This window comes from Hydrogenophaga palleronii NBRC 102513, assembly GCF_001571225.1.
In the GTDB taxonomy this organism is placed as follows: Bacteria; Pseudomonadota; Gammaproteobacteria; order Burkholderiales; family Burkholderiaceae_C; genus Hydrogenophaga; species Hydrogenophaga palleronii.
The window spans coordinates 79,888-103,730 of sequence record NZ_BCTJ01000008.1; the positions used below are offsets into that span (position 1 = coordinate 79,888).

General features: G+C 67.7%; 21 protein-coding genes. 11 read left to right on the forward strand and 10 right to left on the reverse strand.

Features of this window, described 5'->3' with window-relative positions:
* Nucleotides 1-72 precede the first annotated feature (72 nt).
* The 3 genes from polA to HPA01S_RS08145 all read left to right on the forward strand — a co-directional run bounded on the left by polA (nucleotide 73) and on the right by HPA01S_RS08145 (nucleotide 4,957).
* The gene (gene polA / locus HPA01S_RS08135) at nucleotides 73-2,913 is read left to right on the forward strand and encodes a DNA polymerase I (RefSeq protein WP_066268648.1); all 2,841 of its coding nucleotides are present in this window, start codon (nucleotides 73-75) and stop codon (nucleotides 2,911-2,913) included.
* Between the two features lie 171 nt (nucleotides 2,914-3,084).
* Nucleotides 3,085-3,984: a dienelactone hydrolase family protein gene (locus tag HPA01S_RS08140; RefSeq protein WP_066268649.1), complete on the forward strand. Its 900-nt coding sequence runs from the start codon at nucleotides 3,085-3,087 to the stop codon at nucleotides 3,982-3,984.
* A 154-nt stretch (nucleotides 3,985-4,138) separates the two neighbouring features.
* Nucleotides 4,139-4,957, forward strand: a complete 819-nt coding sequence (locus HPA01S_RS08145) for a ZIP family metal transporter (protein WP_066268652.1) — start codon at nucleotides 4,139-4,141, stop codon at nucleotides 4,955-4,957.
* A 24-nt stretch (nucleotides 4,958-4,981) separates the two neighbouring features.
* Here the strand turns inward: HPA01S_RS08145 and HPA01S_RS08150 are convergent, their stop codons facing one another.
* From HPA01S_RS08150 to HPA01S_RS08165, 4 genes are read right to left on the reverse strand one after another with little or no spacing between them, the layout of a single operon-like run.
* Entirely contained in the window at nucleotides 4,982-7,597 is a 2,616-nt protein-coding gene (locus tag HPA01S_RS08150) for a PAS domain-containing sensor histidine kinase (RefSeq protein ID WP_066268653.1), read from the reverse strand.
* Nucleotides 7,598-7,623: 26 nt separating this feature from the next.
* A complete protein-coding gene (locus HPA01S_RS08155; RefSeq protein ID WP_066268655.1) occupies nucleotides 7,624-8,481 on the reverse strand; it encodes a sulfurtransferase in 858 nt (285 codons plus the stop codon).
* Between the two features lie 25 nt (nucleotides 8,482-8,506).
* Entirely contained in the window at nucleotides 8,507-9,397 is an 891-nt protein-coding gene (locus HPA01S_RS08160) for a DMT family transporter (protein WP_066268657.1), read from the reverse strand.
* A gap of 46 nt (nucleotides 9,398-9,443) precedes the next feature.
* Nucleotides 9,444-10,592, reverse strand: coding sequence for an aromatic ring-hydroxylating oxygenase subunit alpha (locus HPA01S_RS08165; RefSeq protein WP_066268659.1), 1,149 nt, complete (start codon nucleotides 10,590-10,592; stop codon nucleotides 9,444-9,446).
* 298 nt (nucleotides 10,593-10,890) lie between these two features.
* Between HPA01S_RS08165 and HPA01S_RS08170 the strand changes: the two genes are divergently transcribed.
* The 4 genes from HPA01S_RS08170 (at nucleotide 10,891) to HPA01S_RS08185 (ending at nucleotide 15,291) form a co-directional block, all read left to right on the forward strand.
* Nucleotides 10,891-11,148 (forward strand): exodeoxyribonuclease VII small subunit, encoded by a 258-nt coding sequence (locus HPA01S_RS08170; protein WP_066268661.1) that lies wholly within the window; start codon nucleotides 10,891-10,893, stop codon nucleotides 11,146-11,148.
* Between the two features lie 5 nt (nucleotides 11,149-11,153).
* Nucleotides 11,154-12,050 carry a polyprenyl synthetase family protein gene (locus HPA01S_RS08175; protein WP_066268756.1) on the forward strand — a complete coding sequence of 299 codons (897 nt, stop codon included), beginning with the start codon at nucleotides 11,154-11,156 and terminating at the stop codon, nucleotides 12,048-12,050.
* 47 nt (nucleotides 12,051-12,097) lie between these two features.
* Nucleotides 12,098-13,993 carry a 1-deoxy-D-xylulose-5-phosphate synthase gene (gene dxs / locus HPA01S_RS08180; protein WP_370670983.1) on the forward strand — a complete coding sequence of 632 codons (1,896 nt, stop codon included), beginning with the start codon at nucleotides 12,098-12,100 and terminating at the stop codon, nucleotides 13,991-13,993.
* A 161-nt stretch (nucleotides 13,994-14,154) separates the two neighbouring features.
* Nucleotides 14,155-15,291 (forward strand): TRAP transporter substrate-binding protein, encoded by a 1,137-nt coding sequence (locus HPA01S_RS08185; RefSeq protein ID WP_084360547.1) that lies wholly within the window; start codon nucleotides 14,155-14,157, stop codon nucleotides 15,289-15,291.
* Between the two features lie 102 nt (nucleotides 15,292-15,393).
* On the opposite strand, the gene HPA01S_RS08190 is transcribed toward HPA01S_RS08185, so the two are convergent.
* The 3 genes from HPA01S_RS08190 to HPA01S_RS08200 are packed head-to-tail and all read right to left on the reverse strand — an operon-like array spanning nucleotide 15,394 to nucleotide 17,981.
* The gene (locus tag HPA01S_RS08190; RefSeq protein ID WP_066268665.1) at nucleotides 15,394-15,870 is read right to left on the reverse strand and encodes a hypothetical protein; all 477 of its coding nucleotides are present in this window, start codon (nucleotides 15,868-15,870) and stop codon (nucleotides 15,394-15,396) included.
* Nucleotides 15,867-17,393, reverse strand: a complete 1,527-nt coding sequence (locus tag HPA01S_RS08195; protein ID WP_066268668.1) for a TRAP transporter large permease — start codon at nucleotides 17,391-17,393, stop codon at nucleotides 15,867-15,869. Before HPA01S_RS08195 ends, HPA01S_RS08190 begins: the two co-directional genes overlap by 4 nt.
* A 48-nt stretch (nucleotides 17,394-17,441) precedes the next feature.
* Nucleotides 17,442-17,981 carry a TRAP transporter small permease subunit gene (locus tag HPA01S_RS08200; protein WP_066268669.1) on the reverse strand — a complete coding sequence of 180 codons (540 nt, stop codon included), beginning with the start codon at nucleotides 17,979-17,981 and terminating at the stop codon, nucleotides 17,442-17,444.
* Between the two features lie 248 nt (nucleotides 17,982-18,229).
* Between HPA01S_RS08200 and dut the strand changes: the two genes are divergently transcribed.
* Nucleotides 18,230-18,679 carry a dUTP diphosphatase gene (dut, locus tag HPA01S_RS08205; protein WP_066268672.1) on the forward strand — a complete coding sequence of 150 codons (450 nt, stop codon included), beginning with the start codon at nucleotides 18,230-18,232 and terminating at the stop codon, nucleotides 18,677-18,679.
* 87 nt (nucleotides 18,680-18,766) lie between these two features.
* Here the strand turns inward: dut and HPA01S_RS08210 are convergent, their stop codons facing one another.
* On the reverse strand, nucleotides 18,767-19,318 hold the full coding sequence (locus tag HPA01S_RS08210) for an FKBP-type peptidyl-prolyl cis-trans isomerase (protein WP_066268674.1): 552 nt from the start codon (nucleotides 19,316-19,318) through the stop codon (nucleotides 18,767-18,769).
* A gap of 110 nt (nucleotides 19,319-19,428) precedes the next feature.
* Here HPA01S_RS08210 and HPA01S_RS08215 point away from each other — a divergent pair, with 110 nt between their 5' ends.
* The 3 genes from HPA01S_RS08215 (at nucleotide 19,429) to HPA01S_RS08225 (ending at nucleotide 21,622) form a co-directional block, all read left to right on the forward strand.
* On the forward strand, nucleotides 19,429-20,505 hold the full coding sequence (locus HPA01S_RS08215) for a cupin domain-containing protein (RefSeq protein ID WP_066268761.1): 1,077 nt from the start codon (nucleotides 19,429-19,431) through the stop codon (nucleotides 20,503-20,505).
* 25 nt (nucleotides 20,506-20,530) lie between these two features.
* On the forward strand, nucleotides 20,531-21,058 hold the full coding sequence (locus HPA01S_RS08220) for a hypothetical protein (protein WP_066268676.1): 528 nt from the start codon (nucleotides 20,531-20,533) through the stop codon (nucleotides 21,056-21,058).
* A gap of 192 nt (nucleotides 21,059-21,250) precedes the next feature.
* Nucleotides 21,251-21,622 (forward strand): hypothetical protein, encoded by a 372-nt coding sequence (locus HPA01S_RS08225; protein ID WP_066268678.1) that lies wholly within the window; start codon nucleotides 21,251-21,253, stop codon nucleotides 21,620-21,622.
* A gap of 107 nt (nucleotides 21,623-21,729) precedes the next feature.
* On the opposite strand, the gene bamC is transcribed toward HPA01S_RS08225, so the two are convergent.
* Both bamC and dapA read right to left on the reverse strand, forming a co-directional pair.
* A complete protein-coding gene (gene bamC / locus HPA01S_RS08230) occupies nucleotides 21,730-22,758 on the reverse strand; it encodes an NlpB/DapX family lipoprotein (RefSeq protein WP_245638600.1) in 1,029 nt (342 codons plus the stop codon).
* A gap of 162 nt (nucleotides 22,759-22,920) precedes the next feature.
* The gene (dapA, locus tag HPA01S_RS08235; protein ID WP_066268680.1) at nucleotides 22,921-23,820 is read right to left on the reverse strand and encodes a 4-hydroxy-tetrahydrodipicolinate synthase; all 900 of its coding nucleotides are present in this window, start codon (nucleotides 23,818-23,820) and stop codon (nucleotides 22,921-22,923) included.
* Between the last annotated feature and the right edge of the window lie 23 nt (nucleotides 23,821-23,843).

The window sequence follows — 23,843 nt, forward strand, 5'->3', positions numbered from 1 at the left end:
CGCGCCCGGGCCGGCCGGGAATCCGTGCGCGGCGTGGCCGGGAAGTGCCCTGAACTCCGCGACAATCGTGCCATGTCAGACGCCCAAACCCCCGACGCCCCCGCCAACAAGACCCTGCTGCTGGTGGACGGCTCCAGCTACCTCTACCGCGCGTTCTTCGCCGGCGGCGAGGCCATGAGCACCACGCTGCCCGACGGCACGGTGCTGAAGACCGGTGCCATCCGGATCATGATCAACATGATGCAGAAGCTGCGCAAGGACGTGCGCGCCGACTACGCGGCCTGCGTGTTCGACGCCAAGGGCCCGACCTTCCGCGATGAGCTTTACCCCGAGTACAAGGCCAACCGCTCGCCCATGCCCGACGACCTGCGCGCGCAGATCGTGCCGATTCACGAGGTGGTGAAGCTGCTGGGCTGGAAGGTGCTGGACGTGCCCGGCGTGGAGGCCGACGACGTGATCGGCACGCTGGCCCACGTGGCCTCCGGGCAGGGCATCGACTGCATCATCTCCAGCGGCGACAAGGACCTGAGCCAGCTGGTGAACGAGCACATCACGGTGATCGACACCATGAACGACCGCCGCCGCGACATCGCCGGCGTGACGGCCGAGTTCGGCGTGCCGCCCAGCCTGATGCTGGACTACCAGACGCTGGTGGGCGACCAGGTGGACAACGTGCCCGGCGTGCCCAAGGTCGGCCCGAAGACGGCGGTGAAGTGGCTCACGGAATACGGCTCGCTCGAAGCGCTGGTGGCGCGCGCGGGCGAGATCAAGGGCGCGGCGGGCGAGAACCTGCGCAACGCGCTCGACTGGCTGCCCAAGGGCCGTGAGCTGCTCACGATCAAGACCGATTGCGACCTCAACGGCCATGTGGAAGGCCTGCCGTCGCTGGAGGCCATCACCATCCTGGGCCAGGACAGCGAGGCGCTGAAGGCCTTTGGTGAACGCTACGGCTTCAAGGGCCTGGTGCGCAGCCTGATCGAGCACGCGGTGCCGCCGGAACTGATCGAGGTGCAGCAGGCCAAGGGCAAGGCGAACGGCAAAGCCAGGGCCGGCGACGGCTCGCCGGGCCTGTTCGACGAGCCCGAGCTGGCTGGCACCGAACGCGCCAGCAACCTGAAGTACGACACCATCCTCACCTGGCCCATGTTCGACGACTGGCTCGCGCGCGTGCAGGCCGCCGGGCTGGTGGCGCTGGACACCGAGACCACCTCGCTCGACGAGATGCGAGCCGAGATCGTCGGCATCAGCTTCAGCGTGACGCCGGGCGAAGCGGCCTACATTCCACTGCGCCACGCCGGGCCGGATGCGCCCGAACAGCTGCCGTTCGACGAGGTGCTGGCCAGGCTCAAGCCCTGGCTGGAAGACCCGAAGAAGCACAAGCTCGGCCAGCACGTGAAGTACGACCGCCACGTGTTCGCCAACCACGGCATCGAGGTGCAAGGCTACGTGCACGACACCATGCTGCAGAGCTACGTGCTCGAAGTGCACAAGCCGCACGGTCTGGCCAGCCTGGCCGAGCGCCACCTGGGCCGCCAGGGCATCAACTACGAAGACCTGTGCGGCAAGGGCGTGCACCAGATTCCCTTTGCGCAGGTTGACGTGGCCAAGGCCGCCGAGTACTCCTGCGAAGACAGCGACCAGACGCTGGACGTGCACCTGGCCCTGTGGCCCCAGCTGCAGGCCGACGACAAGCTGCGCTTCATCTACGAACTCGAAATCGCCAGCAGCGAGGCGCTCTACCGCATCGAGCGCAACGGCGTGCTGATCGACGCGCCCACGCTGGCGGCACAAAGCCACGAACTCGGCCAGCGCATCGTCGAGCTCGAACAGGAGGCCTACGCCATCGCCGGCCAGCCTTTCAACCTCGGCAGCCCCAAGCAGCTGGGCGAAATCTTCTTCGACAAGCTGGGCCTGCCGGTCATCAAGAAAACCGCCACCGGCGCGCGCAGCACCGACGAGGAGGTGCTGGAGAAACTGGCCGAGGACTACCCGCTGCCGGCCAAGATCCTGGAGTACCGCGGCCTGTCCAAGCTCAAGGGCACCTACACCGACAAGCTAGCGCAACTCGCCCTGCCGCGCACCGGCCGCGTGCACACGCACTACGCGCAGGCGGTGGCGGTGACCGGGCGCCTGTCCAGCAACGACCCGAACCTGCAGAACATCCCGATCCGCACGCCCGAAGGCCGACGCGTGCGCGAGGCCTTCGTGGCCCCGGCCGGCCATGTGATCGCCAGCGCCGACTACTCGCAGATCGAGCTGCGCATCATGGCCCACATCAGCGAAGACGCGGCCCTGCTGCGCGCCTTTCACGACGGCCTGGACGTGCACCGCGCCACCGCCGCCGAGGTCTTCGGCCTGGAGCCGGCGCAGGTCAGCAGCGAGCAGCGGCGTTATGCCAAGGTGATCAACTTCGGCCTGATCTACGGCATGGGCACCTTCGGCCTGGCCAAGGCCCTGGGCATCGACAACACCGCGGCCAAGAACTACATCGCGCGGTACTTCGAGCGCTTCGAGGGCGTGAAACGCTACATGGACGAGACGCGCCAGCGCGCCAAGGACATGGGCTACATCGAGACCGTGTTCGGCCGGCGCCTGGTGCTGCCCGACATCAAGAACGCCAAGGGCGCGAAGCTGTCGGCGCTGGAGCGGCAGGCCATCAACGCGCCCATGCAGGGCACGGCGGCCGACCTGATCAAGCTCAGCATGGTGGCGGTGCAGGCTGCGCTGGACGCGCAGGGCCGGCACACGAAGATGATCATGCAGGTGCACGACGAACTGGTGTTCGAGGTGCCCGAGGCCGAAGTCGACTGGCTCAAGACCGAGATCCCGAGCCTCATGGCCGGCGTGGCGGCGCTCAAGGTGCCGCTGCTGGCCGAGGTGGGGGTGGGACCGAACTGGGACAAAGCACATTGAGGGCTCCCCCCCCGCGCCGCCTGTGGCGTCACCCCCTGAGGGGGGCGGTGCCTGCGGCCCGGCGGAGTCGGTTCCGCGGCACCTCTGGAGGACGGCCCTTCCGGCGGCTTTGAACTTCACGCGCGGGAGGGAGTCAGTTATTTTTTCAACCCAGAAGAAGGAGACACGACGATGCTCGAACAAAAACACGTGCAGGACCTGGAGGCCTTGTTGCCCGGCCAGTCCACCGCACAGGGTGCCACCCGCCGCACCGCGCTCAAGGCCGCGCTGGGTGTGGGTTACGCCGCCTCGGCGCTGCCACTGATGGCGCAGACGGCGATCAAGACGCCGGCCGACGGCCTGACGGTGGGTGAGGTGGCGATCGACGTCAACGGCCACCAGATGCATGCCTACCGCGCCGCGCCGGCGGGCAAGACCGGCTTGCCGGTGGTGCTGGTGCTGTCCGAGATCTTCGGCGTGCACGAGTACATCGCCGACACCGCGCGCCGCTTTGCCAAGGCCGGTTACCTGGCCATTGCGCCCGAGCTGTTCGAGCGCCAGGGTGATGCGCAGAGCTACGGCGAAATGGCCAAGCTGATCGCCGAGGTGATCTCCAAGGTGCCCGATGAGCAGGTGCTGGGCGACCTGGACGCCGCCGTGAAGTGGGCCGGTGCCAACGGTGGCGACACCAGCAAGCTGGCCGTCACCGGCTTTTGCTGGGGCGGGCGCCAGACCTGGCTGTACGCCGCGCACAACCCGGCGGTGAAAGCCGGCGTGGCCTGGTACGGCCGCCTGGTGGGCGATGCGACCCCGCTCAACCCGCGCCAGCCGCTGGACGTGGCGGGCAAGCTGCATGGCCCGGTGCTGGGCCTGTACGGCGCGGCCGACACCGGCATTCCGCTGGACACGGTGGAGAAGATGAAGGCGGCGCTGGCTGCGGGCAATGCGGCGTCCAAGGCGTCGAGCTTCGTGGTCTACCCGGACGCGCCGCACGCCTTCCACGCCGACTACCGCCCGAGCTACCGCAAGGAAGCGGCCGACGACGGCTGGAAGCGCGCCCTGGCCTGGTTCAAGCAGCACGGCGTGGCCTGACGCGTCTCGCCGCGCCACATGCCCCGGGGGCCGCTGACCAGCGGCCCTTTTTTATGCCGGCAGCGAACACCGGCGATGGCCCGGGGTGCGGCGGCGGCGGGGCCGGTCTGTGCTTGCACGACAATCGGAGCACTGGTGAATCGAACGATAGAACATGACCCTGATTGCGATCCTGATCGGAACCATTGCCGCTGGCGTGGGCAGCGTCTGGCTGGCGGCCCTGCTGGGCATGGCCATGCTGGCGCGTTACACCCAGCACATGCTGAGCCTGGCGGCCGGCGCACTCATGGCCACCGCCTTCATGCACCTGCTGCCCGAGGCCTTCGAGAGCGAGGCCGGTGCCCACGAGCTGTTTGCCATGCTGCTGGGCGGCCTGGTGTTCTTTTTCCTGCTCGACAAGGCCGAGCTGTGGCACCACGGGCATGAACACAACCAGGACGAAGCCGATGCCGCGCACGCGCATGGCCACGCCGCCCATGGGCACGGCCACGGCCATGCCCACCATCACCATCACGACCATGGGCCACGCTCCGGTGGCTGGGCGGTGCTGGCGGGCGACAGCGTGCACGCCTTTGGCGACGGCATCCTGATCGCCTCGGCCTTCATGGCCGACATGCGCCTGGGTGTGGTGGCGGCCCTGGCCGTGCTGGCGCACGAGGTGCCGCACCACATGGGTGATCTGGTGGTGCTGCGCCACACCTCGCGCAACTCGCGCGCGGCGCTGGTCAAGGTGTCGCTGGCAGGCACCGTCACCGCGCTCGGCGGCCTGGTGGGTTACTTCATGCTCAACCAGCTGCAGGACTACCTGCCGTACTTCCTGGTCGCCGCGTCCAGCAGCTTCGTCTACGTGGCGCTGGCCGACCTGATTCCCCAGCTGCAGAAACGCCTGAGCCTGGCGGCCACGGTGGCGCAGATCGCCTGGCTGCTCGTCGGCATCGGGCTGGTGACGCTGGTGAGCGGCCTCGCACACTGAGGCCGCGGGGGCAGCGCCCGCCCCTCAGGCCTTGCCGTTCTCGCGTGCGGGCGGTGTGCCCAGTGCGGCGGGGGCGGGCATGGCGTCACCGAACGAAAAGCGGAACTGAGCGCCCGCGCCGAGCTGGCCGTCGCCATGGATCTGGCCACCATGGCGCTCGATGATGCGGCGCACCGTGGCCAGGCCGATGCCCGAGCCCTCGAACTCGCTCGGCATGTGCAGGCGCTGGAAGGGCTTGAACAGCTTGTCCGCGTAGGCCATCTCAAAGCCGACACCGTTGTCGCGCACGAAGAACATGGGCTGCTCCGACGCCTGCGCCGGCAGCTGGCCCCATTCGAGCACGGCGGGCTCGCGGTCACGCGTGTACTTGAACGCGTTGGACAACAGGTTCTCCAGCGCAATGCGCGCCAGGTGCGGGTCGCAATGCGCACGCAGGTCCGGGGCAATGAGCAGCTCGATGGCGCGCCCGGGCTGTTGCTGGTGCTCCCGCTGCAGGATCTCCTCGACCATGGCGCTCAGGTCCACCATCTGGCGCTGCAGCACGCCCTGGCTCACGCGGGCGAGCGCCAGCAGGTCGCCGATCAGCGAGCCCATGCGCTGCGTGGACATGAGCACCCGGTCGAACAGCTGGCGCTCCTCGGCGCTCAGGCGCGGGCCCAGGGATTCGTCGAGCAGGCGGGTGAAGCCGTCGATGGAACGCAGGGGCGATTTCAGGTCGTGTGAGACCGAGTAGGCGAACGAGTCGAGTTCGGCGTTGAGCAATTGCAGGTCGGCGGTGCGCTCGCGCACGCGCTGCTCCAGCGTCTGGTTGAGACGGTGGATTTCGCGGTCGCGCCGCAGGCGCACCAGCTCGGCGTTGGCGCGGCTGGCAAAGATGGCGATCAGGGCCTGGACGTCCGGGCGCAGTTCCTCCGGTGAGCGCCAGAGCGCGAACAGCACGCCGATCGCAGTGCCGTCGGCGTCGCGCAGCGCTTTGCCCAGGTAGGCCTCGCAGCCTGAGGCGATCAGGCCGGTGGCCTGCGGATACCGCTGCGCCAGGCCCTGGGGGCAGACCAGCATGTCTTGCTGTTGCAAGGTGGTCTCGCAGGGCGTGGCGTCGATGGCGAAGCTGAAGTTGGGACGCGTCTGTCCGTCCTGCCGGATCGCGAGGCTGCGCACCCGCCCGTCGTCGCGGCATTCGCCGACCACCACCATGTCCGCGCCAATGGATTCGCAGAGGTGGCGGGTGAGGGCGCTGAAGAAGGCTTCGCCGGTTTCGGTGGCCACGCCCCGCGCGACGTTGAGCAGCAGCGACTCGCGCTTTTTCTCCGCGCTGATGTTGACGCTGCAGGCCAGGATGCAGGGCTCGCCGTCGATCTCGATCAGCTCGGCCGACACACGCACGTCAACCAGCGAACCGTCCTTGTGGCGCATGCTGGTTTCGTAGCCGTTCACGTGGCCGTCGCGCTGCAGGCGGGTGACGAAAGCCTGGCGGTCGTCCTGCGTGAGCCAGGCGCCGATGTCCACCGCGGTGCGGCCCATGATCTCTTCGGGCATCAGCCCCTGGGCGTGTTCCTTGGTGCTGTTGACCTCGATCACCGTGCCGTCCGACAGCCGCGAGATCGTCATGTTCAACGGGCTGAAGCGGAAGGCCTTGGCGAAGCGCTCCTCGGAGCGGCGCAGGCGCTCCATGACTTCGTTCTGCGCGCTCACGTCGTGGATGCTGGTGATGATCAGCTTGTCCTCGCGGTCGTTGCCCATTTCGCTCGAGATCAGGACATCGAAATGGCTGCCGTCCGCGCGCATGCAGCGCACCGGGTACTGCTCGGCGCGGCGCGCGGCGAACAGGAGGCTGAGGTAGTCGTCGCGGTGCGCCGGGACGGCCCAGAGGAAGTTGTCCTGGCGGCCCAGCACCTGGGCGCGGGTGAAGCCGAAGCAGCGCTCGAAGGCGGGGTTGACGTCGAGGATCATGCCCGAGCGCGCCGACTGCGCCATCATCGGGCCCGGGCTGGTGCGGAAGATGCGCGCAAAACGTTCCAGGTTGCGGTCGCGCTCCTGTTCGGTTTTCCTGCGCAGCTCCAGTTCCTCACGCTGCCGCTCGAACGCCTCGCGCAGCTGGCGGCCGCTGTGGTGCACCATCACGCCGACCACCACCACGGTGACCGAGTGGGTGATCCAGACCCGCAGGCCGACCTCGAAGTAGGGCGTGGCGCTGAACCAGCCATTGACCTCGGCGTAGGTCAGCACACCCATGGCGCCCACGCTCGCGAGCACGGTGACGATCAGCGCGCGGCGCCCGAGGAAGATGCCGGCACCGGCCACCGCCGCGACGAACAGAAATCCCACCGCGGTGCGCACCGAACCGTAGCTGATCACCGAGAGTACAGCGGTGCACAGCGTGCCCAGCACCATCAGATGGGCCACATAGCGCGTGCGGTCCGTACGCACCAGACCGTAGGCGATGGCGGCCACCGCCACCAGGCAGGCGGCGATCCAGGCCTCGCGCTGGCCGGGAATGGCGAACACCAGGTCGATTACCAGCACCACCAGCGCGGCCAGGCCTGTGAGCAGCGCGAGCAGTTCCAGTATGCGTTTGGGGGGCTCCTGGCCGGGCGTTGTTGAAGTGGCGGGTTCCCGGGGGCGCAGGCGTGGGCGTGGCATGGGCAGTGGATGTCTGGAGTGAGGTCTCAGCCCTGCGCGATGGGCAGGCCTGGCGTGTTGCACCATTCGCTCCAGCTGCCCGGGAACAGGCTGGAGCGGCCCAGTCCGGCGACTTCCATGGCCAGCAGGTTCGGCACCGCGGACACGCCGCTGCCGCAGTGGTGCACCACGCTGGCCGGATCCCGGCCGGCGAGCAGGCGCTCGAAATCGGCGCGCAGTTCGGCAGCCGGTTTGAAGCGGCCGTCGGCCGCCAGGTTGTCGGTGAAGGGGCGGTTCAGCGCGCCGGGGATGTGGCCGGCCACCGGGTCCAGCGGTTCGGTCTCGCCGCGGAAGCGGGCCGCGGCGCGTGCGTCGATCAAGGTCAGTTCGGGCCGACCGATGGCGGCGGCGATCGCGCCGGCCGTGCGGGTCTGCACCAGCGGGTCTTTGAGTTCAAAGCGGGTGGCGTGGGGCGTGGCGGCAGGACCGCTCTCGACGGCGCCACCGGCGGCTTTCCAGGCGGCCAGCCCGCCGTCGAGCACTGCTACCGCGTCATGGCCGCACCACTTGAGCATCCACCACAGGCGCCCGCTGGTGGCGATGGCGGCGCGGTCGAGCACCACCACCTGCATGCCGTTGGCCACGCCGAGGGCGCCGAGCCGGGCGGCAAAGGTTTCGCGCGAGGGCAGCGGGTGGCGTCCGCCGCTGGCGCGGTCGGCGCCGGTCTTGTTGCTCAGGTGTTCGTCCAGGTCCACGTGGACCGAGCCCGGCAGGTGTTCGGCCTCGAACTGGGCGCGGCCAGCGGCCGGCTTCATCAGGTCAAAACTGCAGTCCATCAGGCGCAGCGGCGTGGCGCTGGCGATGAGTTGCTGCAGTTCGGTGGCGGAGATCAGGGTCGTGTGCATGCGTGCATTGTGGGGCAGGCCACGCTCACAGCTCCTCGGGGGGCGCGTTGGGCACCGCGCGCGCACGCAGGGCGGTGGCGGTGATGCCGCTGACGGCGATCAGTGCCATGCCCAGCCAGCCAATCAGCGGCAGGCGGTCGCCGAAGAACACCATGCCGTAGATGCCGCTGAAGATGATGCCGGAGTACTGCAGGTTGGCCACCACGATGGCGGCGCCACGCGAGTAGGCGCGCGTCATGCAGAGCTGGCCGAACAGGGCGAACAGGCCGACCGGCAGCAACCACAATGCGCTCGGCCAGTGCCACGGCGAGGTGCCCACCACCAGCATGCCGGCCCCGCCGGTCACCAGTGCCGCTATCGAAAAATAAAAAACCGTGCGCGTCTCGGGTTCGCCCGCGCGCGCCAGGGCCGCCACCTGCAGGTAGGCAAAGGCGGCGAACAGGCCGCTCATCAGGCCGGCCAGTGCGCCGGAGACCTGGTCGGGTGCCAGCGTCGGGCGCAGCATCAGCGCCACGCCGGCAAAGCCGAGCAGCACCGCGATGAACAGCGGGGCCTGCTGGCGGATCGGCGTGTTGCTCCGCTGCACCAGCACCGAGCCACCCAGCAGGAAGGTGGCGATCCAGATGCTGCTCATGTAGTTGAGCGTCATGGCCGTGGCCAGCGGGAGGATGCCGATGGCAAAGAACCAGACGGTGAGCGAGATCACGCCGACGACGTTGCGCCACAGGTGCATCATGGGCACCCGCGTGGACATCGGGATGCCGCCGACGCGCATCATGCACAGCAGCACCAGGGAGCCGACCAGGCCGCGGTAGAACACGATCTCGAAGGTGTTGAAGTGCGCCGAGGCGAACTTCACGCACACCCCCATGGTGGAGAAAAACAGCGCGGCGAGCAGCATCCACAGGGCCTGCATGCGTCAGGCTCCCGGGAGGTGCGTGGGGATCAGCGGGCCGATGGCATCAACCCGCGAGGGCACCGCTCATCTGGCGGCGGTACCACTCGTGGAAGTGCTGCATGCCATCTTCCATCGGGCTCTGGTAAGGGCCAACCTCGTTGTCGCCGCGCGCCAGCAAGGCCTTGCGGCCGGCGTCCATGCGTTCGGCGATCTCGTCGTCTTCGATGCAGGTCTCCATGTAGGCCTCGCGCTGGGCCTCGACGAAGTCGCGCTCGAAGGCCGCGATTTCTTCCGGGTAGTAGAACTCCACCATGTTGATGGTCTTGTCCACGCTCACCGGGTGCAGGGTCGACACCGTGAGCACGTGGGGGTACCACTCGATCATGATGTGCGGGTAATAGGTGAGCCAGATCGCACCGTGCTCCGGCATCTGGCCCTGGCGGTACTGCATGAGCTGTTCGTGCCAGCGCTGGTAGACCGGGCTGCCGGCCTTGCCGAGCAGGTTGCCCGGGCCCACCGTCTGCACCGAGTACTCGGGCTTGAACTCCCAGCGCAGGTCGTCGCAGGTGACGAAGCCGCCCAGGCCGGGGTGGAAGGGGGCGACGTGGTAGTCCTCCAGATAGACCTCGATGAAGGTCTTCCAGTTGTAGTTGCACTCGTGCAGCTCCACGTGGTCGAGCACCATGCCCTCGAAGTCGAGCGCGGCGCGTGGCCCCAGGTCGGCCAGGTCGGCCTGGATGTCGCGGCCGTTGTCTTCGAACAGCAGGCCGTTCCACTCGCGCAGCGGGTAGTTGTTGAGGTTCAGGCAGGGGTCCTGCTCGAAGTGCGGCGCACCCAGCAGTTGCCCGGCCTGTGAGCCGCCCGTGCCGCTGTAGGTCCAGCGGTGCAGCGGGCAGACGATGTTGCCGCCGGCACTGCCGCTGCGCGTGTCGTTGAGGTTGCCACGGCCCTTGAGCATCATCGCCTGGCGGTGCCGGCAGACGTTGGAGACCAGCTCGATGCCGGATTCGGTGCGCACGAGTGCACGACCGCCGGCCTCTTGCGGCAGGGTGTGGTAGTCCCCGACGTTGGGAACCGAAAGCTGGTGCCCCACATAACGGGGCCCGCGCTGGAAGAGGATGTTCCTCTCGCGCTCGAAGAGCGCTTCGCTGAAGTAGCTGGAAACTGGAAGTTGGCTTGCGGCCTGCTGCAGTTGAAGACTTAAATCAGACATGTGGTCCTGACCTAGAGACTCCCCCTATGAAGGGGCAGGTAAGCGCTGTGCTCGTCAGACGAATTCGCGCGGGATGGGTGGGGTGGTGCGTCCCTCCGGACAGGAACTGTCCGTAGTGAAGAAGTGAGGAAAAAAGGAAGGCGGATTGTACCCCGGGGGGCACAGCCCTGGCCGGGCATAAAATGCCCCTTTGACACGGCTCCATTGCGCAGCACGCGACCGGCTCCCGGCAGGCGTTTCACCACCAGGCAGACCGTCATCGGCGGCCTGCGCCGAATGGACCCAGAACACAGAACCCATGCCCACTCCATCTACCCCCCGAGCGAGCCGAGCGGCCACCCCGTCCAACGCCCCATCCAGCTACGAAGCTGCCCTGGAAGAACTGGAACAGCTGGTGGCCCAGCTCGATGCCGGCCAGTTGCCGCTCGACCAGTTGCTCACGCGCTACCAGCGCGGTGCCGAGTTGCTGGCGTTCTGCCGCACCCGGCTGGAAGACGTGGAGAACCAGATCAAGGTGCTCGAAGGCGGCACGCTCAAACCCTGGGACGCCGCGTGAGCGCCGTGTTGTCCGACACCCAGGATTTCCGGACCTGGCGCCAGGCGCAGCAGGATACGGTCGAACGCGCACTGGAGCGCTGGGTACCGGCCGACGCGCCGGCCGGCCTGGGCGACGCCATGCGTTATGCCGTGCTCGACGGCGGCAAGCGCCTGCGCCCGCTGCTGGTGCTGGCCACCTGCGAGGCCGTCGGTGGCCACCACGCGGCGGCGCTGCGCGCGGCCTGTGCGGTGGAGCTCATTCACGCCTACTCGCTGGTGCACGACGACATGCCCTGCATGGACAACGACGTGCTGCGACGGGGCAAGCCCACGGTGCACGTGCAGTTCGGCGAGGCGCAGGCCCTGCTGGCCGGTGACGCACTGCAGGCGCTGGCGTTTGAACTGCTGGTGCCGGGCGACGACAGCGTGGGCGACGCGATGAGCGCGCGCCTGTGCCGCCTGCTGGCGCTGGCCGCCGGTGCCGACGGCATGGCCGGTGGCCAGGCGGTTGATCTGGCCAGCGTGGGCATCGCGCTGAACCAGGGCGCACTCGAAGCCATGCACCGCCGCAAGACCGGCGCCCTGCTGCAGGCCAGCGTCACCATGGGTGCGGCCACCGGTGTGGTGTCCGCCGCAGCGCATGCCGCGCTGGTGCAATACGGCGCCAGCCTGGGCCTGGCGTTCCAGGTGGTGGACGACATCCTGGACGTGACGGCTGACTCCGCCACCCTGGGCAAGACCGCCGGCAAGGACGCCGCGGCCGACAAGCCCACCTTCGTTTCCCTGCTCGGCCTGGGTGAGGCCCAGGCCTATGCCGACCGCGTGCTGGCACAGGCGCACGACGCCCTGCGCCAGAGCGGCCTGGCCCACACCGACACCCTGCACGCCCTGGCCGACTGGGTGGGACGGCGCGCGTCCTGACCTTTCACGCGAGCCCGTTCCCCCACATGACCCAAGCGACACTGCCCATGAGCTCTCTGCTGTCATCCATCGAGTCGCCCGCCGACGTTCGCCGGCTCTCGCGCCCGCAACTGGTGCCCCTGGCCGACGAGCTGCGCAGCTTCCTGCTGCAAAGCGTGGCGCGCACCGGTGGCCACCTCAGCTCCAACCTCGGCACGGTGGAACTCACCGTGGCACTGCACTACGTGTTCAACACGCCTGAAGACCGGCTGGTCTGGGACGTGGGCCACCAGACCTACCCCCACAAGATCCTGACCGGGCGGCGCGACCGCATGGACACGCTGCGCCAGTTCGGCGGCATCAGCGGCTTCCCGCGCCGCGACGAGAGCGAGTACGACACCTTCGGCACCGCCCACTCGTCCACCAGCATCTCGGCTGCGCTCGGCATGGCGCTGGCGGCCAAGATCAAGGGCGAATCGCGCAAGTCGGTCGCCATCATCGGCGACGGCGCCATGACCGCGGGCATGGCCTTCGAGGCGCTGAACAACGCCGGTGTGGCCGATGGCCGACTGCTGGTGGTGCTCAACGACAACGACATGTCGATCTCGCCACCGGTGGGCGCGCTCAACCGTTACCTGGCGCAGTTGATGAGCGGGCAGTTCTACGCCGCCGCCAAGAATGTCGGCAAGACCGTGCTCAAGGGCGCACCGCCCCTGTTCGAGCTGGCCAAACGCTTTGAAGAGCACGCCAAGGGCATGGTGGTGCCGGCCACGCTGTTCGAGAAGTTCGGCTTCAACTACATCGGCCCCATCGACGGCCACGACCTCGACTCGCTGATCCCGACGCTGGAGAACATCCGCCAGCTGCTCGACAGCGACAGCGGCCCGCAGTTCCTGCACGTGGTCACCAAAAAGGGCCAGGGCTACAAGCTGGCCGAAGCCGACCCCGTGGCCTACCACGGCCCCGGCGTGTTCGACCCCGCGGTGGGCCTCACCAAACCCGCCAAGCCGCCGAAGACCACCTTCACCCAGGTGTTCGGCCAATGGCTGTGCGACATGGCCGAAGCCGACCCGCGCCTGGTCGGCATCACGCCGGCGATGCGCGAAGGCTCGGGCATGGTCGAGTTCGAGCGCCGCTTCCCGGCGCGTTACTTCGACGTCGGCATCGCCGAACAACATGCCGTCACCTTCGCCGCCGGCCTGGCCTGCGAAGGCCTGAAGCCGGTGGTGGCGATCTACTCCACCTTCCTGCAGCGCGCCTACGACCAGTTGATCCACGACGTGGCGCTGCAGAACCTGCCGGTGGTGTTCGCACTCGACCGCGCCGGCCTGGTCGGTGCCGACGGCGCCACGCACGCCGGTGCCTACGACATCGCCTACCTGCGCTGCATCCCCAACATGTCGATTGCCTGCCCGGCCGACGAAGCCGAGTGCCGCCAGTTGCTGAGCACCGCGTTTGAACAGAACCACCCGGTGGCCGTGCGTTACCCGCGCGGCGCCGGTGCCGGCGTGGCCCAGCCGGCCGGCCTGCAAGGCCTGCCGTTCGGCCGTGGCGAGCTGCGCCGTCAGGGCAAACGCATCGCCATCCTGGCGTTCGGCACCCTGCTGCAGCCGGCACTGGCCGCCGGTGAACAACTCGGCCTGAGCGTGGCCAACATGCGCTGGGCCAAACCGCTGGACCTCGACCTGTTGCGTGAACTCGCGCAGACGCACGAGGCGCTGGTGACGGTGGAAGAGGGTTGCATCCAGGGCGGTGCCGGTGCCGCGGTGCTGGAGGCCTTGCAAGCCGAGGGCATGCAGCTGCCGGTGCTGCAGCTTGGCCTGCCGGACGTGTTCATCGAACACGGCGATCCGGCCCGCCTGCTGGCCATGGAAGGCCTGGACGCGGCGGGCATCACCCGCTCCATTTCGACGCGTTTTGCCGACCTGCTCGACGGCGCAGCCGGCCTCAAAGTGGTGGCCTGATTCCGCTCCCACGTTGGTGTGCGCGACGAGGGAAAACCCCCTGAGTTGCGGCAAAAACGGCTTTCTACAATTGAATTCGACCGGGCCTGAACGGCCCGGTTGCTGGCGCGTGCAGCCCGCACGGGCCGGGGCCCAATTCAATCTTTACGGAGCTGTTCACCATGGATCGTCGTTCTTTGATCGCCACCACCGGTGTGGTTGGGCTGGCCGGTTTGATGGCCGCTTGCGGCAAAAAGGAAGAGGCCGCACCGGCGGCTCCCGCAGCGGCGGCCCCCGCGGCCCCCGCCGTTCAGACCGGTGAAACGATCCGCTGGCGACTGGCCTCCAGCTTCCCCAAATCGCTCGACACCATCTTCGGCACCGCCGAGGTGTTCGCCAAGAAGGTCAGCGAGATGACCGGTGGCAAGTTCCAGATCTCGGTGCACGCCGGTGGTGAGCTGATGCCCGCCTTCGGCGTGGTGGACGGTGTGCAGAGCGAAGCGGTTGAAATGGCGCACACGGCGCCGTATTACTTCTATGGCAAGGACCCGACCTTCTGCCTGGGATGCGCCGTGCCCTTCGGCATGAACGCGCGCCAGATGACGGCCTGGATGTACGAAGGCAACGGCCTCAAGCTGATGCGCGAGTTCTACGCCAAGTACAACATCGTCAACCTGCCGGGTGGCAACACCGGTGCGCAGATGGGCGGCTGGTTCCGCAAGGAAATCAAGTCGGTGGCCGACCTCAAGGGCCTGAAGTTCCGCACCAACCCGTTTGCCGGCCGCGTGCTGGAGCCGTTCGGTGTGGTGCCGCAATCCATCCCCGGTGCCGACCTGTACCCGGCGCTGGAAAAAGGCACGCTGGACGCGCTGGAGTGGGTTGGCCCGTACGACGACCAGAAGCTCGGCTTCAACAAGGTCGCGCCGTTCTACTACTACCCCGGCTGGTGGGAAGGTGGCCCGCAGCTGGACTTCTACATCAACAGCAAGGCCTGGGACAAACTCTCGGCCGAGTACAAGGCGGTGGTGGAAGCCGCGGCCTCGAACGCGCACGTGAGCATGCTGGCCAAGTACGACGCGCGCAACCCGGCTGCGCTCAAGCAGATGGTGGGCTCCGGCACCAAGCTGCGGCCCTTCACGCAAGACGTGATGACGGCGGCCTTCAAGTCGGCGCAGGACATCTACGCCGACCTGAACAACACCAACCCCGAGTGGAAAAAGGTCTACGGCGACTATTCGAAATTCCTGGCCGACCAGAACGCCTGGTTCCGTTTCACCGAAGGCACCTTCGACCGCTTCATGCAGCAGCAGAAACTGTGATGGCGCAGACCACCTTCGCTCAAATCAGAAAAACCCCGTCGGCGCCAGCCGCCGGGGTTTTTTTCATGGCCCGGTCGTGCCCCGTGGAGGAACGCCCGTGGCTCAGGGCGCGGGCGGCGGCTTCGGGCGCATGCCCTGTTGCACCACCTCGCCGGCGAAGGCGCGCAGCAGCTCGGCATCGGCCGAGTGGAACCAGGCGATGCCACCCTGGCGCCGGCGCACCAGCAGGCGCGGTGCGATGACGGATTGCAGGCCGCGCCAGTGCACCAGCTTGAAGGTGGCGACCTCGTGTGCCTGCACGCGCTTGTCCCACAACCAGGTCTGCACCAGTTCCTGACCTTGCAGCCGGGTGCGGCTGAAGACGATCCACCACGCCACCCAGGCGATCAGAACGCCGGCCAGCACCAGCATGGCCAGGCCGGTAAACGACCACTGTGCGGTGCGCAACGCGGGCCACGCCCGCAGCGCGTACACCGCCAGCGCGACCACCATCAGCACCGCCAGCACGCGCAGCAGGCGCGGGTAAGCCGCGCTTTCGCGCGTCGCGTCGGCGTTGGGGCGTTCGTTGGCCGTCGTCATTGCAATGGCGCGCGTGCGCCTTCGGCGGGGGGCGCCGCGGCGGGCTCTTCGGCCGGCTGGTTGCCGAACGGGTTCTCCATGTTGATGCCTTCACTGGGGTTGTCTGTGTCCGCCGGCATTTCCAGCTGCACCTTGTCGAGGTCGATCTCGACCTCCTTGTCGAGGAACACCGTCACCGTCTGCGGGAAGAAGATGACGATTGCCACCAGCAGCAACTGCATCACCACCCAGGGAATCGCGCCCATGTAGATGTCGGTGGACTTTACCGGGTACGGAATGCGCTTTTCCTTGAACAGCGTGTCGGCAATGCCGCGCAGGTAGAACAGCGCGAAGCCGAACGGCGGGTGCATGAAGCTGGTCTGCATGTTTACGCACAGCAGCACACCGAACCACACCAGGTCAATGCCCAGCTTGTGCGCCACCGGCCCGAGCATGGGCAGGATGATGAAGGCGATCTCGAAGAAGTCGAGGAAGAACGCGAGGAAGAAGATGAAGACGTTGACGACGATCAGGAAGCCGACCTGGCCGCCCGGCAAGTCGCTCAGCAGGTGTTCGATCCACACCGCACCGTCCACACCCTGGAACACCAGCGAGAACACGCGAGAGCCGATCAGGATGAAGACCACCATGGCGGTCAGGCGCATGGTGCCCTGCATGGCGTTCCACAGCAGCGCCCAGCTCAGGCGCCGGTGCATGGCGGCCAGCACCAGCGAACCCACCGCGCCCATGGCGCCGGCTTCGGTCGGGGTGGCGATGGCGTGGTCCATGAAGGGCAGGCCGCCCATGGAGCCGAGCACGGCGAAGATCAGGATGGCCGAGGGGATGATGCCGCGCAGGCACTTGCGCCACAGCGCCCAGCCGTGCAGCGTGCGCGCCGTCGGCGGCAGACCCGGCACCATCTGCGGCCGGATGCGGCCGAGCATGAAGGTGTAGGCCGCGAAGATCAGCACCTGCAGGATGGCCGGGCCCCAGGCACCCTTGTACATGTCGCCCACCGAGCGGCCGAGCTGGTCGGCCATGATGATCAGCACCAGCGAAGGCGGCACCAGCTGGGTGATGGTGCCCGAGGCCGCCAGCACCCCGGTGGCGTAGCGCATGTTGTAGCCGTAGCGCATCATCACCGGCAGCGAGATCATGGCCATGGCGATCACCTGGCCCGCCACCGTGCCGGTGATGGCGCCGAGGATGAAGCCGACGATGATGACCGAGTAGCCCAGGCCACCGCGCACCGGTCCGAACAGCTGGCCCATGGAATCGAGCATGTCCTCGGCCAGGCCGCATTTTTCGAGCACCGCCCCCATCAGCGTGAAGAACGGGATGGCCAGCAGCAGGTCGTTCGACAGGATGCCGAACATGTTGAGCGGCAGGTTGGCCATGAAGTTGGCCGGGAACCAACCCATCTCGATGGCGTAGAAGCCGCTGAAGAGGCCGAGTGCGGCGAGCGAGAAGGCGACCGGAAAGCCGATCAGCATGATCACGATCAGACCCGTGAACATGACCGGCGCGAAGTTTTCCATTTGCATGCTGGTGTCGTCCTGGAGAGGTCGGTGGGCGCGCCGTGCTCGCTGTGTTTACTGCACCGGCTTCTCGTAATGGATGCTCATCTGCATGTCGCCGCGCAGGTAGGCCACGCGTTTGATGATCTCGGCAATGCCCTGCACGAACACCGCACCGAAGCCCAGCGGCATCAGCAGCGCCGCTGGCCAGCGAATCAGGCCGCCGATGTTGCCCGAGCCTTCCTTGGTCAGGTACATGTTCCAGAACATCGGCCAGGTGAGCCAGGTCAGCAGGCCCATCACGGGCAGCAGGAACACCAGCAGGCCGAAGATGTCGACCCACACCGGCCCCTTGCCGGGCAGGCGGCCGTAGAAGATGTCCACCCGCACATGCTCATTGAGCTTGAGCACCAGCGGCGCGCCCAGCATCACCGTGGTGGCGAACAGGTACCACTGGATTTCGAGCCAGGCGTTGGAGCTGATGTCCAGGCCATAACGCACGAAGGCATTGCCGGCCGAAATCAGGGCGGCCAGCAGCACCGCCCAGGCGGCGAGCTTGGCGAGGCGCTCGGCAATCCAGTCGACCAGGCGGGCGAATTTGAGCAGAGTGGACATGGGGTGGGGCGGGTGGGTGCCGACGCAGGTAGGCGCTGGTCTGGTGGTGGCGTTGATCGATGGTGACGGTCGGGCCTGTGTGCAGGAAGGCAGTTTGTCCAATAAACCCAGGCCGCAAGCTAGTGACTTTCCCTTACCGCGCACGCTCGCCGGGTGCCGCCACGACAGCGGCGACAATGCCGCCTGCGCCCCTGCCGCGCAGCCGCGTGCGATCCGCCCGCGGTGCCACCGAATCAATGGAAAACCCCATGCAACTGGACGTTCGTGTTCTCGACCCGCGCATCGCGGACCAATTGCCCGCGTATGCCACCCCTGGCAGCGCCGGCCTCGACCTGCGCGCCTGCCTCGATGCCCCGCTGGTGCTGGAAGCCAACGCCTGGCAGCTGGTGCCGACCGGCCTGGCGATCCACCTGGCCGACCCGGGTTATGCCGCGCTGATCCTGCCGCGCTCGGGCCTGGGCCACAAACACGGCATCGTGCTCGGCAACCTGGTGGGCTTGATCGACAGCGACTACCAGGGCCAGCTCATGGTGAGCGCCTGGAACCGCAGCGACGTTGCCTTCACCATCGAACCCATGGAGCGCATCGCGCAACTGGTGATCGTGCCGGTGGTGCAGGCCCGCTTCAACATCGTGAATGAATTCGCCGCCGCCAGCGAGCGCGGTGCCGGCGGCTACGGCTCCACCGGCCGCAGCTGAAACCCGGGGCGCTGCGAAGGCGGTCTTCCAGCGCTACCGCGGAACCGCCCCCCGCGAAGAAGCCGCGCGCAGCGCGGCGGGGTGCTCTCAGTGCAGCGTGTGCGGACCCGGTTCCGTCAGGCCCGGGCCTTGCAGTTCGTCGGGGCCGTCGACCTGCATGCGGAAGAAGCCCGTGCCCAGCGAGCCCTTGCCGATTTCACTTTCCTCTGCCTCGCGCACCGCATGCACCTTCAGGCGGATGCGCAGCGCGATGCCGGCCAGTGGGTGGTTGCCATCCATCACCACGTGATCGGGGTAGATGTCGCTCACGAAATACAGGCGGTCCTTCGGCGCGTTCGCATTGCCACCGGGCGGCAAGCCTTCAAAGCCCATGCCTTCTTCCAGCTCGGCGGGGAACAGGTGGCGCGGCTCCAGGAACAGCAGGCGGTCGTCGTAGTCGCCAAAGGCATCGTTGGGCTCCAGTTGCAGCTCCACCGTGTCGCCGGCCTTGTGGTTCAGCAGGGCCTCTTCGATCTTGGCCAACAGATCATGGCCACCGAGCAGGAATTCCACCGGCTCGTCGAGCACGTCGAGCTCTTCGCCCAGCGTGTCCTTGAGGGTCCAGGTCAGTGCGACCACGCATTGTTGGTTGATTTTCATCCGACAATTGTCCCATGTTCAAACCTTCGACCAAGCGCCAGCCATCTTCTGGCATCCCCGCGACCGACCTGGCCTGTGACCTGCTGGGCGGGCTCTCGCCCACCCTGTTCATGCGCCGCCACTGGCAAAAAAAGCCGCTGCTGGTGCGCGGTGCCATCCCCGGGTTCACCCCGCTGCTGAGCCGCCAGCAACTGTTCGACATGGCCGCCGCCGAAGCGGTGGAGTCGCGCCTGATCGTGCGCAAGCCCAAGGGCTGGACGCTCAAGCATGGGCCGCTGGCGCGCACCGCGCTGCCACCGCTCAAGCAGGCCGGCTGGACCCTGCTGGTGCAGGGGGTGGACCAGCACCTGGATGCCGCGCACGACTTGCTGCAGCGTTTCCGTTTCCTGCCCGATGCGCGGCTGGACGACCTGATGATCTCCTGGGCCAGCGACGGTGGTGGCGTGGGCCCGCACTTCGACAGCTACGACGTGTTCCTGCTGCAGGCCAGTGGTCAGCGCCGCTGGCGCATCGGCCGGCAGAAAGACCTGTCGCTGCAGGAAGGCGTGCCGCTCAAGATCCTGAGCCACTTCGAGCCCGAAGAAGAACACGTGCTGAACCCCGGCGACATGTTGTACCTGCCGCCACGCTGGGCGCACGATGGCGACGCCATCGGCGGCGACTGCACCACTTACTCCATCGGTTTCCGTGCACCGCAGCGCGGCGGCCTGGCGGGTGAGCTGCTGCAGCGCATGGCCGACGAGCTGGACGACGACACCCTGTACCGCGACCCCGGCCAGCCCGCCACCGCGCACCCGGCCGCCATGCCCGCCGCGCTGGAGTCCTTTGCCGCCGACGCGTTGCAGCGCCTGCTGGCCGAGCGCCACTCGCTGGCCTGTGCGCTCGGTGAGGTGATGACCGAACCCAAGCCACGCATCTGGTTCGACGAGGCCGACGGCGGCTGGACGCCGGGCGCCTTGCGGCTGGACCGGCGCACGCGCATGATGTACGACGAACGCCATGTCTTCATCAACGGCGAGAGCTTCCGCGCCGGTGGCGCCGACGCCCGGCTGATGCGCACCCTGGCCGACCAGCGAGCCCTGGACCAGCGCCAGGTCGCACGCGCCAGCGACGATGCGCAGGCGCTGCTGCAGGACTGGTTCGAGGCCGGCTGGCTGCACCGCGTCGAACCCGCCACCGGGGCCTGACGCCACACGCGCACCAGGAGTCCGCATGACCGATCCTCTGACCACACCGCCGACCCCCGATGCCGCGGCCACGGGCCTGCCCGATGGCCGGCTGGAAGGCCGCCAGGTGTTCGTGGACCTGGTGCGCCAGGCGCTGGCCACGGCAGCCGATGCCGGCTGGTCGCGCATCGTGTTGTGCGACGCCGATTTCGCCGACTGGCCGCTGGGCGAGCGCGAGGTGATCGACTCGCTCAACCGCTGGGCACGGCGCGGCCGCACGCTGCAACTGCTGGCGGCCGACTTCAATGTGCTGCGCCTGAGTCACCCACGCTTCGTGCAGTGGCGCGTCACCTGGGGGCACCTGGTGGAGGCACAGGCCTGCGGCAGTGCCGCCAGCGCCGACCTGCCCAGTGCGTTGTGGTCGCCACACTGGACGCTGCAGCGCCTGGACCCGGTGCGCGGCACGCTGGTGGCCAGCCGCAGCGCCGAACGCCGCGTGGCCTTGCAGGAACAACTGCAGCAGTGGTGGCTGAAGAGCACGCCGTCGTTTCCCGCCTCCACGCTGGGGCTGTGAAGAAACGTAAAAATACCCTACCGGGACCAGGCTGTCATCTTCCGCGGGTATGATCCGCGCCGGTCAGGGAGGCAGGCCCAGCTGCGCCGCCCGACCGTGGGGCCAACGTCATGCCGTATTGGGAGGCACCGGCGGTCCCGCAGAGCCTTCGGGCCGATCCGTCACCTCATCCATTGGAAAAAACCCGTCATCATGAAAAAGACCATCCTGTTCGCCAGCATCGTTGCCGCCATTGCCCTGACCGCCTGCGGCAAAAAAGAAGAAGCCCCTGTGGTTGTGCCGGCACCTGCTGCTGAACCCGCACCGGCCCCGACGCTGGAAGGCGCTGCCGATTCCGCCAAGGAAGCCGGCGCTGCTGCAGCCGACTCCGCCAAGGAAGCCGCTGCCGTGGCCGTGGACGCTGCCAAGGACGCAGGCGCTGCCGCTGCCGACGCTGGCAAGGCCGCTGTCGAAGCCACCACCGACGCCGCCAAGGCCGCTGCCGACAAGGCTCACGAAGCCGCCGAGCAGGCCAAGGCTTCGGCCAGCAAGGCCGTGGACGCCGCCAAGGACGCCGTGAAGTAAGACGCCGGACCGGACCCGCTGCGAGGCGGGACCGGCCCAAAGAAAAAGCCGCCCTCGGGCGGCTTTTTCTTTGGGCTGCAGGCCCTGGTGAGCCTGCAGTGATTGGCTTACTTGAGGTCGTCGGCCAGCACCTTGGCGATGCGCTGTGCCGCGGTCGAGGCGTCGGGCTGGCCCTGGGCGTCGAGCACCGCCACCGTGGTCTTGTTGTCGGCGCTGCTGCGCACCGACACCTGGTAACGGGCGGCCTTGGCCTCGGTCTTGGAGGCGCCGAAGAGCTTGCCGAAGAAGCCGGGCTCCTTGGCATCCATCACCGGTTCGACGTAGCGCACAAAGTACAGGCCCTTGCTGCGGTCGCGGTCTTCCACCGTGAAGCCGGTGCGGTCCAGCGACAGGCCGACACGGCGCCAGGCGCGGTCGAAGTTGTCTTCGAACAGCACCACCGGGGCGTTGTTCACCGTGCTCACGCGGGCTGCGGCCTGCACCGGCGCGCTGGCGGCGATGGCCTGCGATTGCGCTTCGGTCACACCGAGCTTGACCATCAGGCGGCGCAGGAACTCGGTTTCGAGTTCCACGTCGGCCGGGCGGGGTTGCCACACGGTCTGGTCTTTTTCCTTGGTGGAGTAAACCTCGACCATACCGCGGTGGCTGATGTAGATCTCGGTGCCGCCGTTGGCGGTGCGCTCCAGGCGGGTGCGGAAGCGGTCACGCTCGCCGGTGGAGTAGAGGTTCTCGAACACCTTGCCGATGGTCGAGCGGATGAAATCCTGCGGCAGCTTGGCGCGGTTCTCGGCCCAGTCGGTTTCCATGATGCCCAGCCCTTCCTGGTCGAGATCAAGCAGGAAACCGTTTTCCTGCCAGAAGTCGCGGATCGGGCTCCAGAGCTTGTCGGCCGGGCGGTTCACCACCAGCCAGCGCTGGTTGCCGGCGCGTTCGATGCGCACGTCACCCACCGTCACGGCGGCGGTGCTGGCGGCCGTGGCCTGTGCCGGCTGTGCGGTTTCGTAGCCGCTGGCGGTGACCGTGGTGCCGGGCACGTTGTAGCGCGAGTCGCGACTGAGCTGGCTCAGGTCGGGCGGCACGTCCAGCGTGCTGCCGCGTTGCGCGCTCTTGTAGTCGATCTTGTCTTCCTGCAGCATCGAGCAGCCCGATGCCAGCAGGGCGGCTGCCAGCACCAGGCCCAGGCGGGGCAGGAGGCGGGCAGCAGAGGGCGCGCTGGTGTTGGCGTGCAGGGTCGGATTCGGGGTGCGGATGGGCATGTTGAGGGGCTCGTTGAAAACGGAGGGATCGCTCGCCGGGACTCAGGCCAGCAGGCCGCTGGCCCGCAGGGCGCCTTCGACCGTGGGCACCAGGGGGCGAGACATCGGTGTCATGGGCAGGCGCATGGCCTCGTTGCACAGGCCCAGGCGGGACATGGCCCACTTGAGCGGGATCGGGTTGGCTTCGACAAACAGGTTCTTGTGCACCGGCATCAGCTGGAACTGGATCGCCATGGCGCGGCGCGCATCGCCTGCGATGGCCGCAGCGCAGAGTTCGCTCATCAGGCGCGGCGCGATGTTGGCGGTCACGCTGATGTTGCCCTGGCCACCGCACAGCATGAGGGCGACGGCGGTCGGGTCGTCGCCGGAGTAGATCGAGAAGCCCTTGGGCACGTCGCGGATCAGCCACTGCGCGCGTTCGATGTTGCCGGTGGCTTCCTTGATGCCGACGATGCCGGGCACCTGGGCCAGGCGCAGCACGGTGTCGTGCGCCATGTCGGCCACGGTGCGGCCGGGCACGTTGTAGAGCACGGTGGGCAGGTCGCCCACGGCTTCGGCGATGGCCTTGAAGTGCTGGTACTGGCCCTCTTGCGTGGGCTTGTTGTAGTAGGGCACGACCTGCAGCTGGCAGTCGGCGCCCACGCTTTGCGCGAAGCGCGCCAGCTCGATCGCCTCGGCGGTGGAGTTGGCGCCGCAGCCGGCCATGATGGGCACGCGCTTGTCGCCGTGGGTCTTGGCCTGCTCGACGGAGACGCGAATGATCTCGCAGTGCTCTTCGACGTTGACCGTGGGCGATTCGCCGGTGGTGCCGACGACGCCGATGCAGTCGGTGCCTTCGGTGATGTGCCAGTCGATCAGCTTGCGCAGGGTGGGGTAGTCCACGCTGCCGTCTTCATGCATGGGCGTGACCAAGGCCACGATGCTGCCGGTAATGGGATTCATAGCTAAGGGCTCGAATTGGGCTG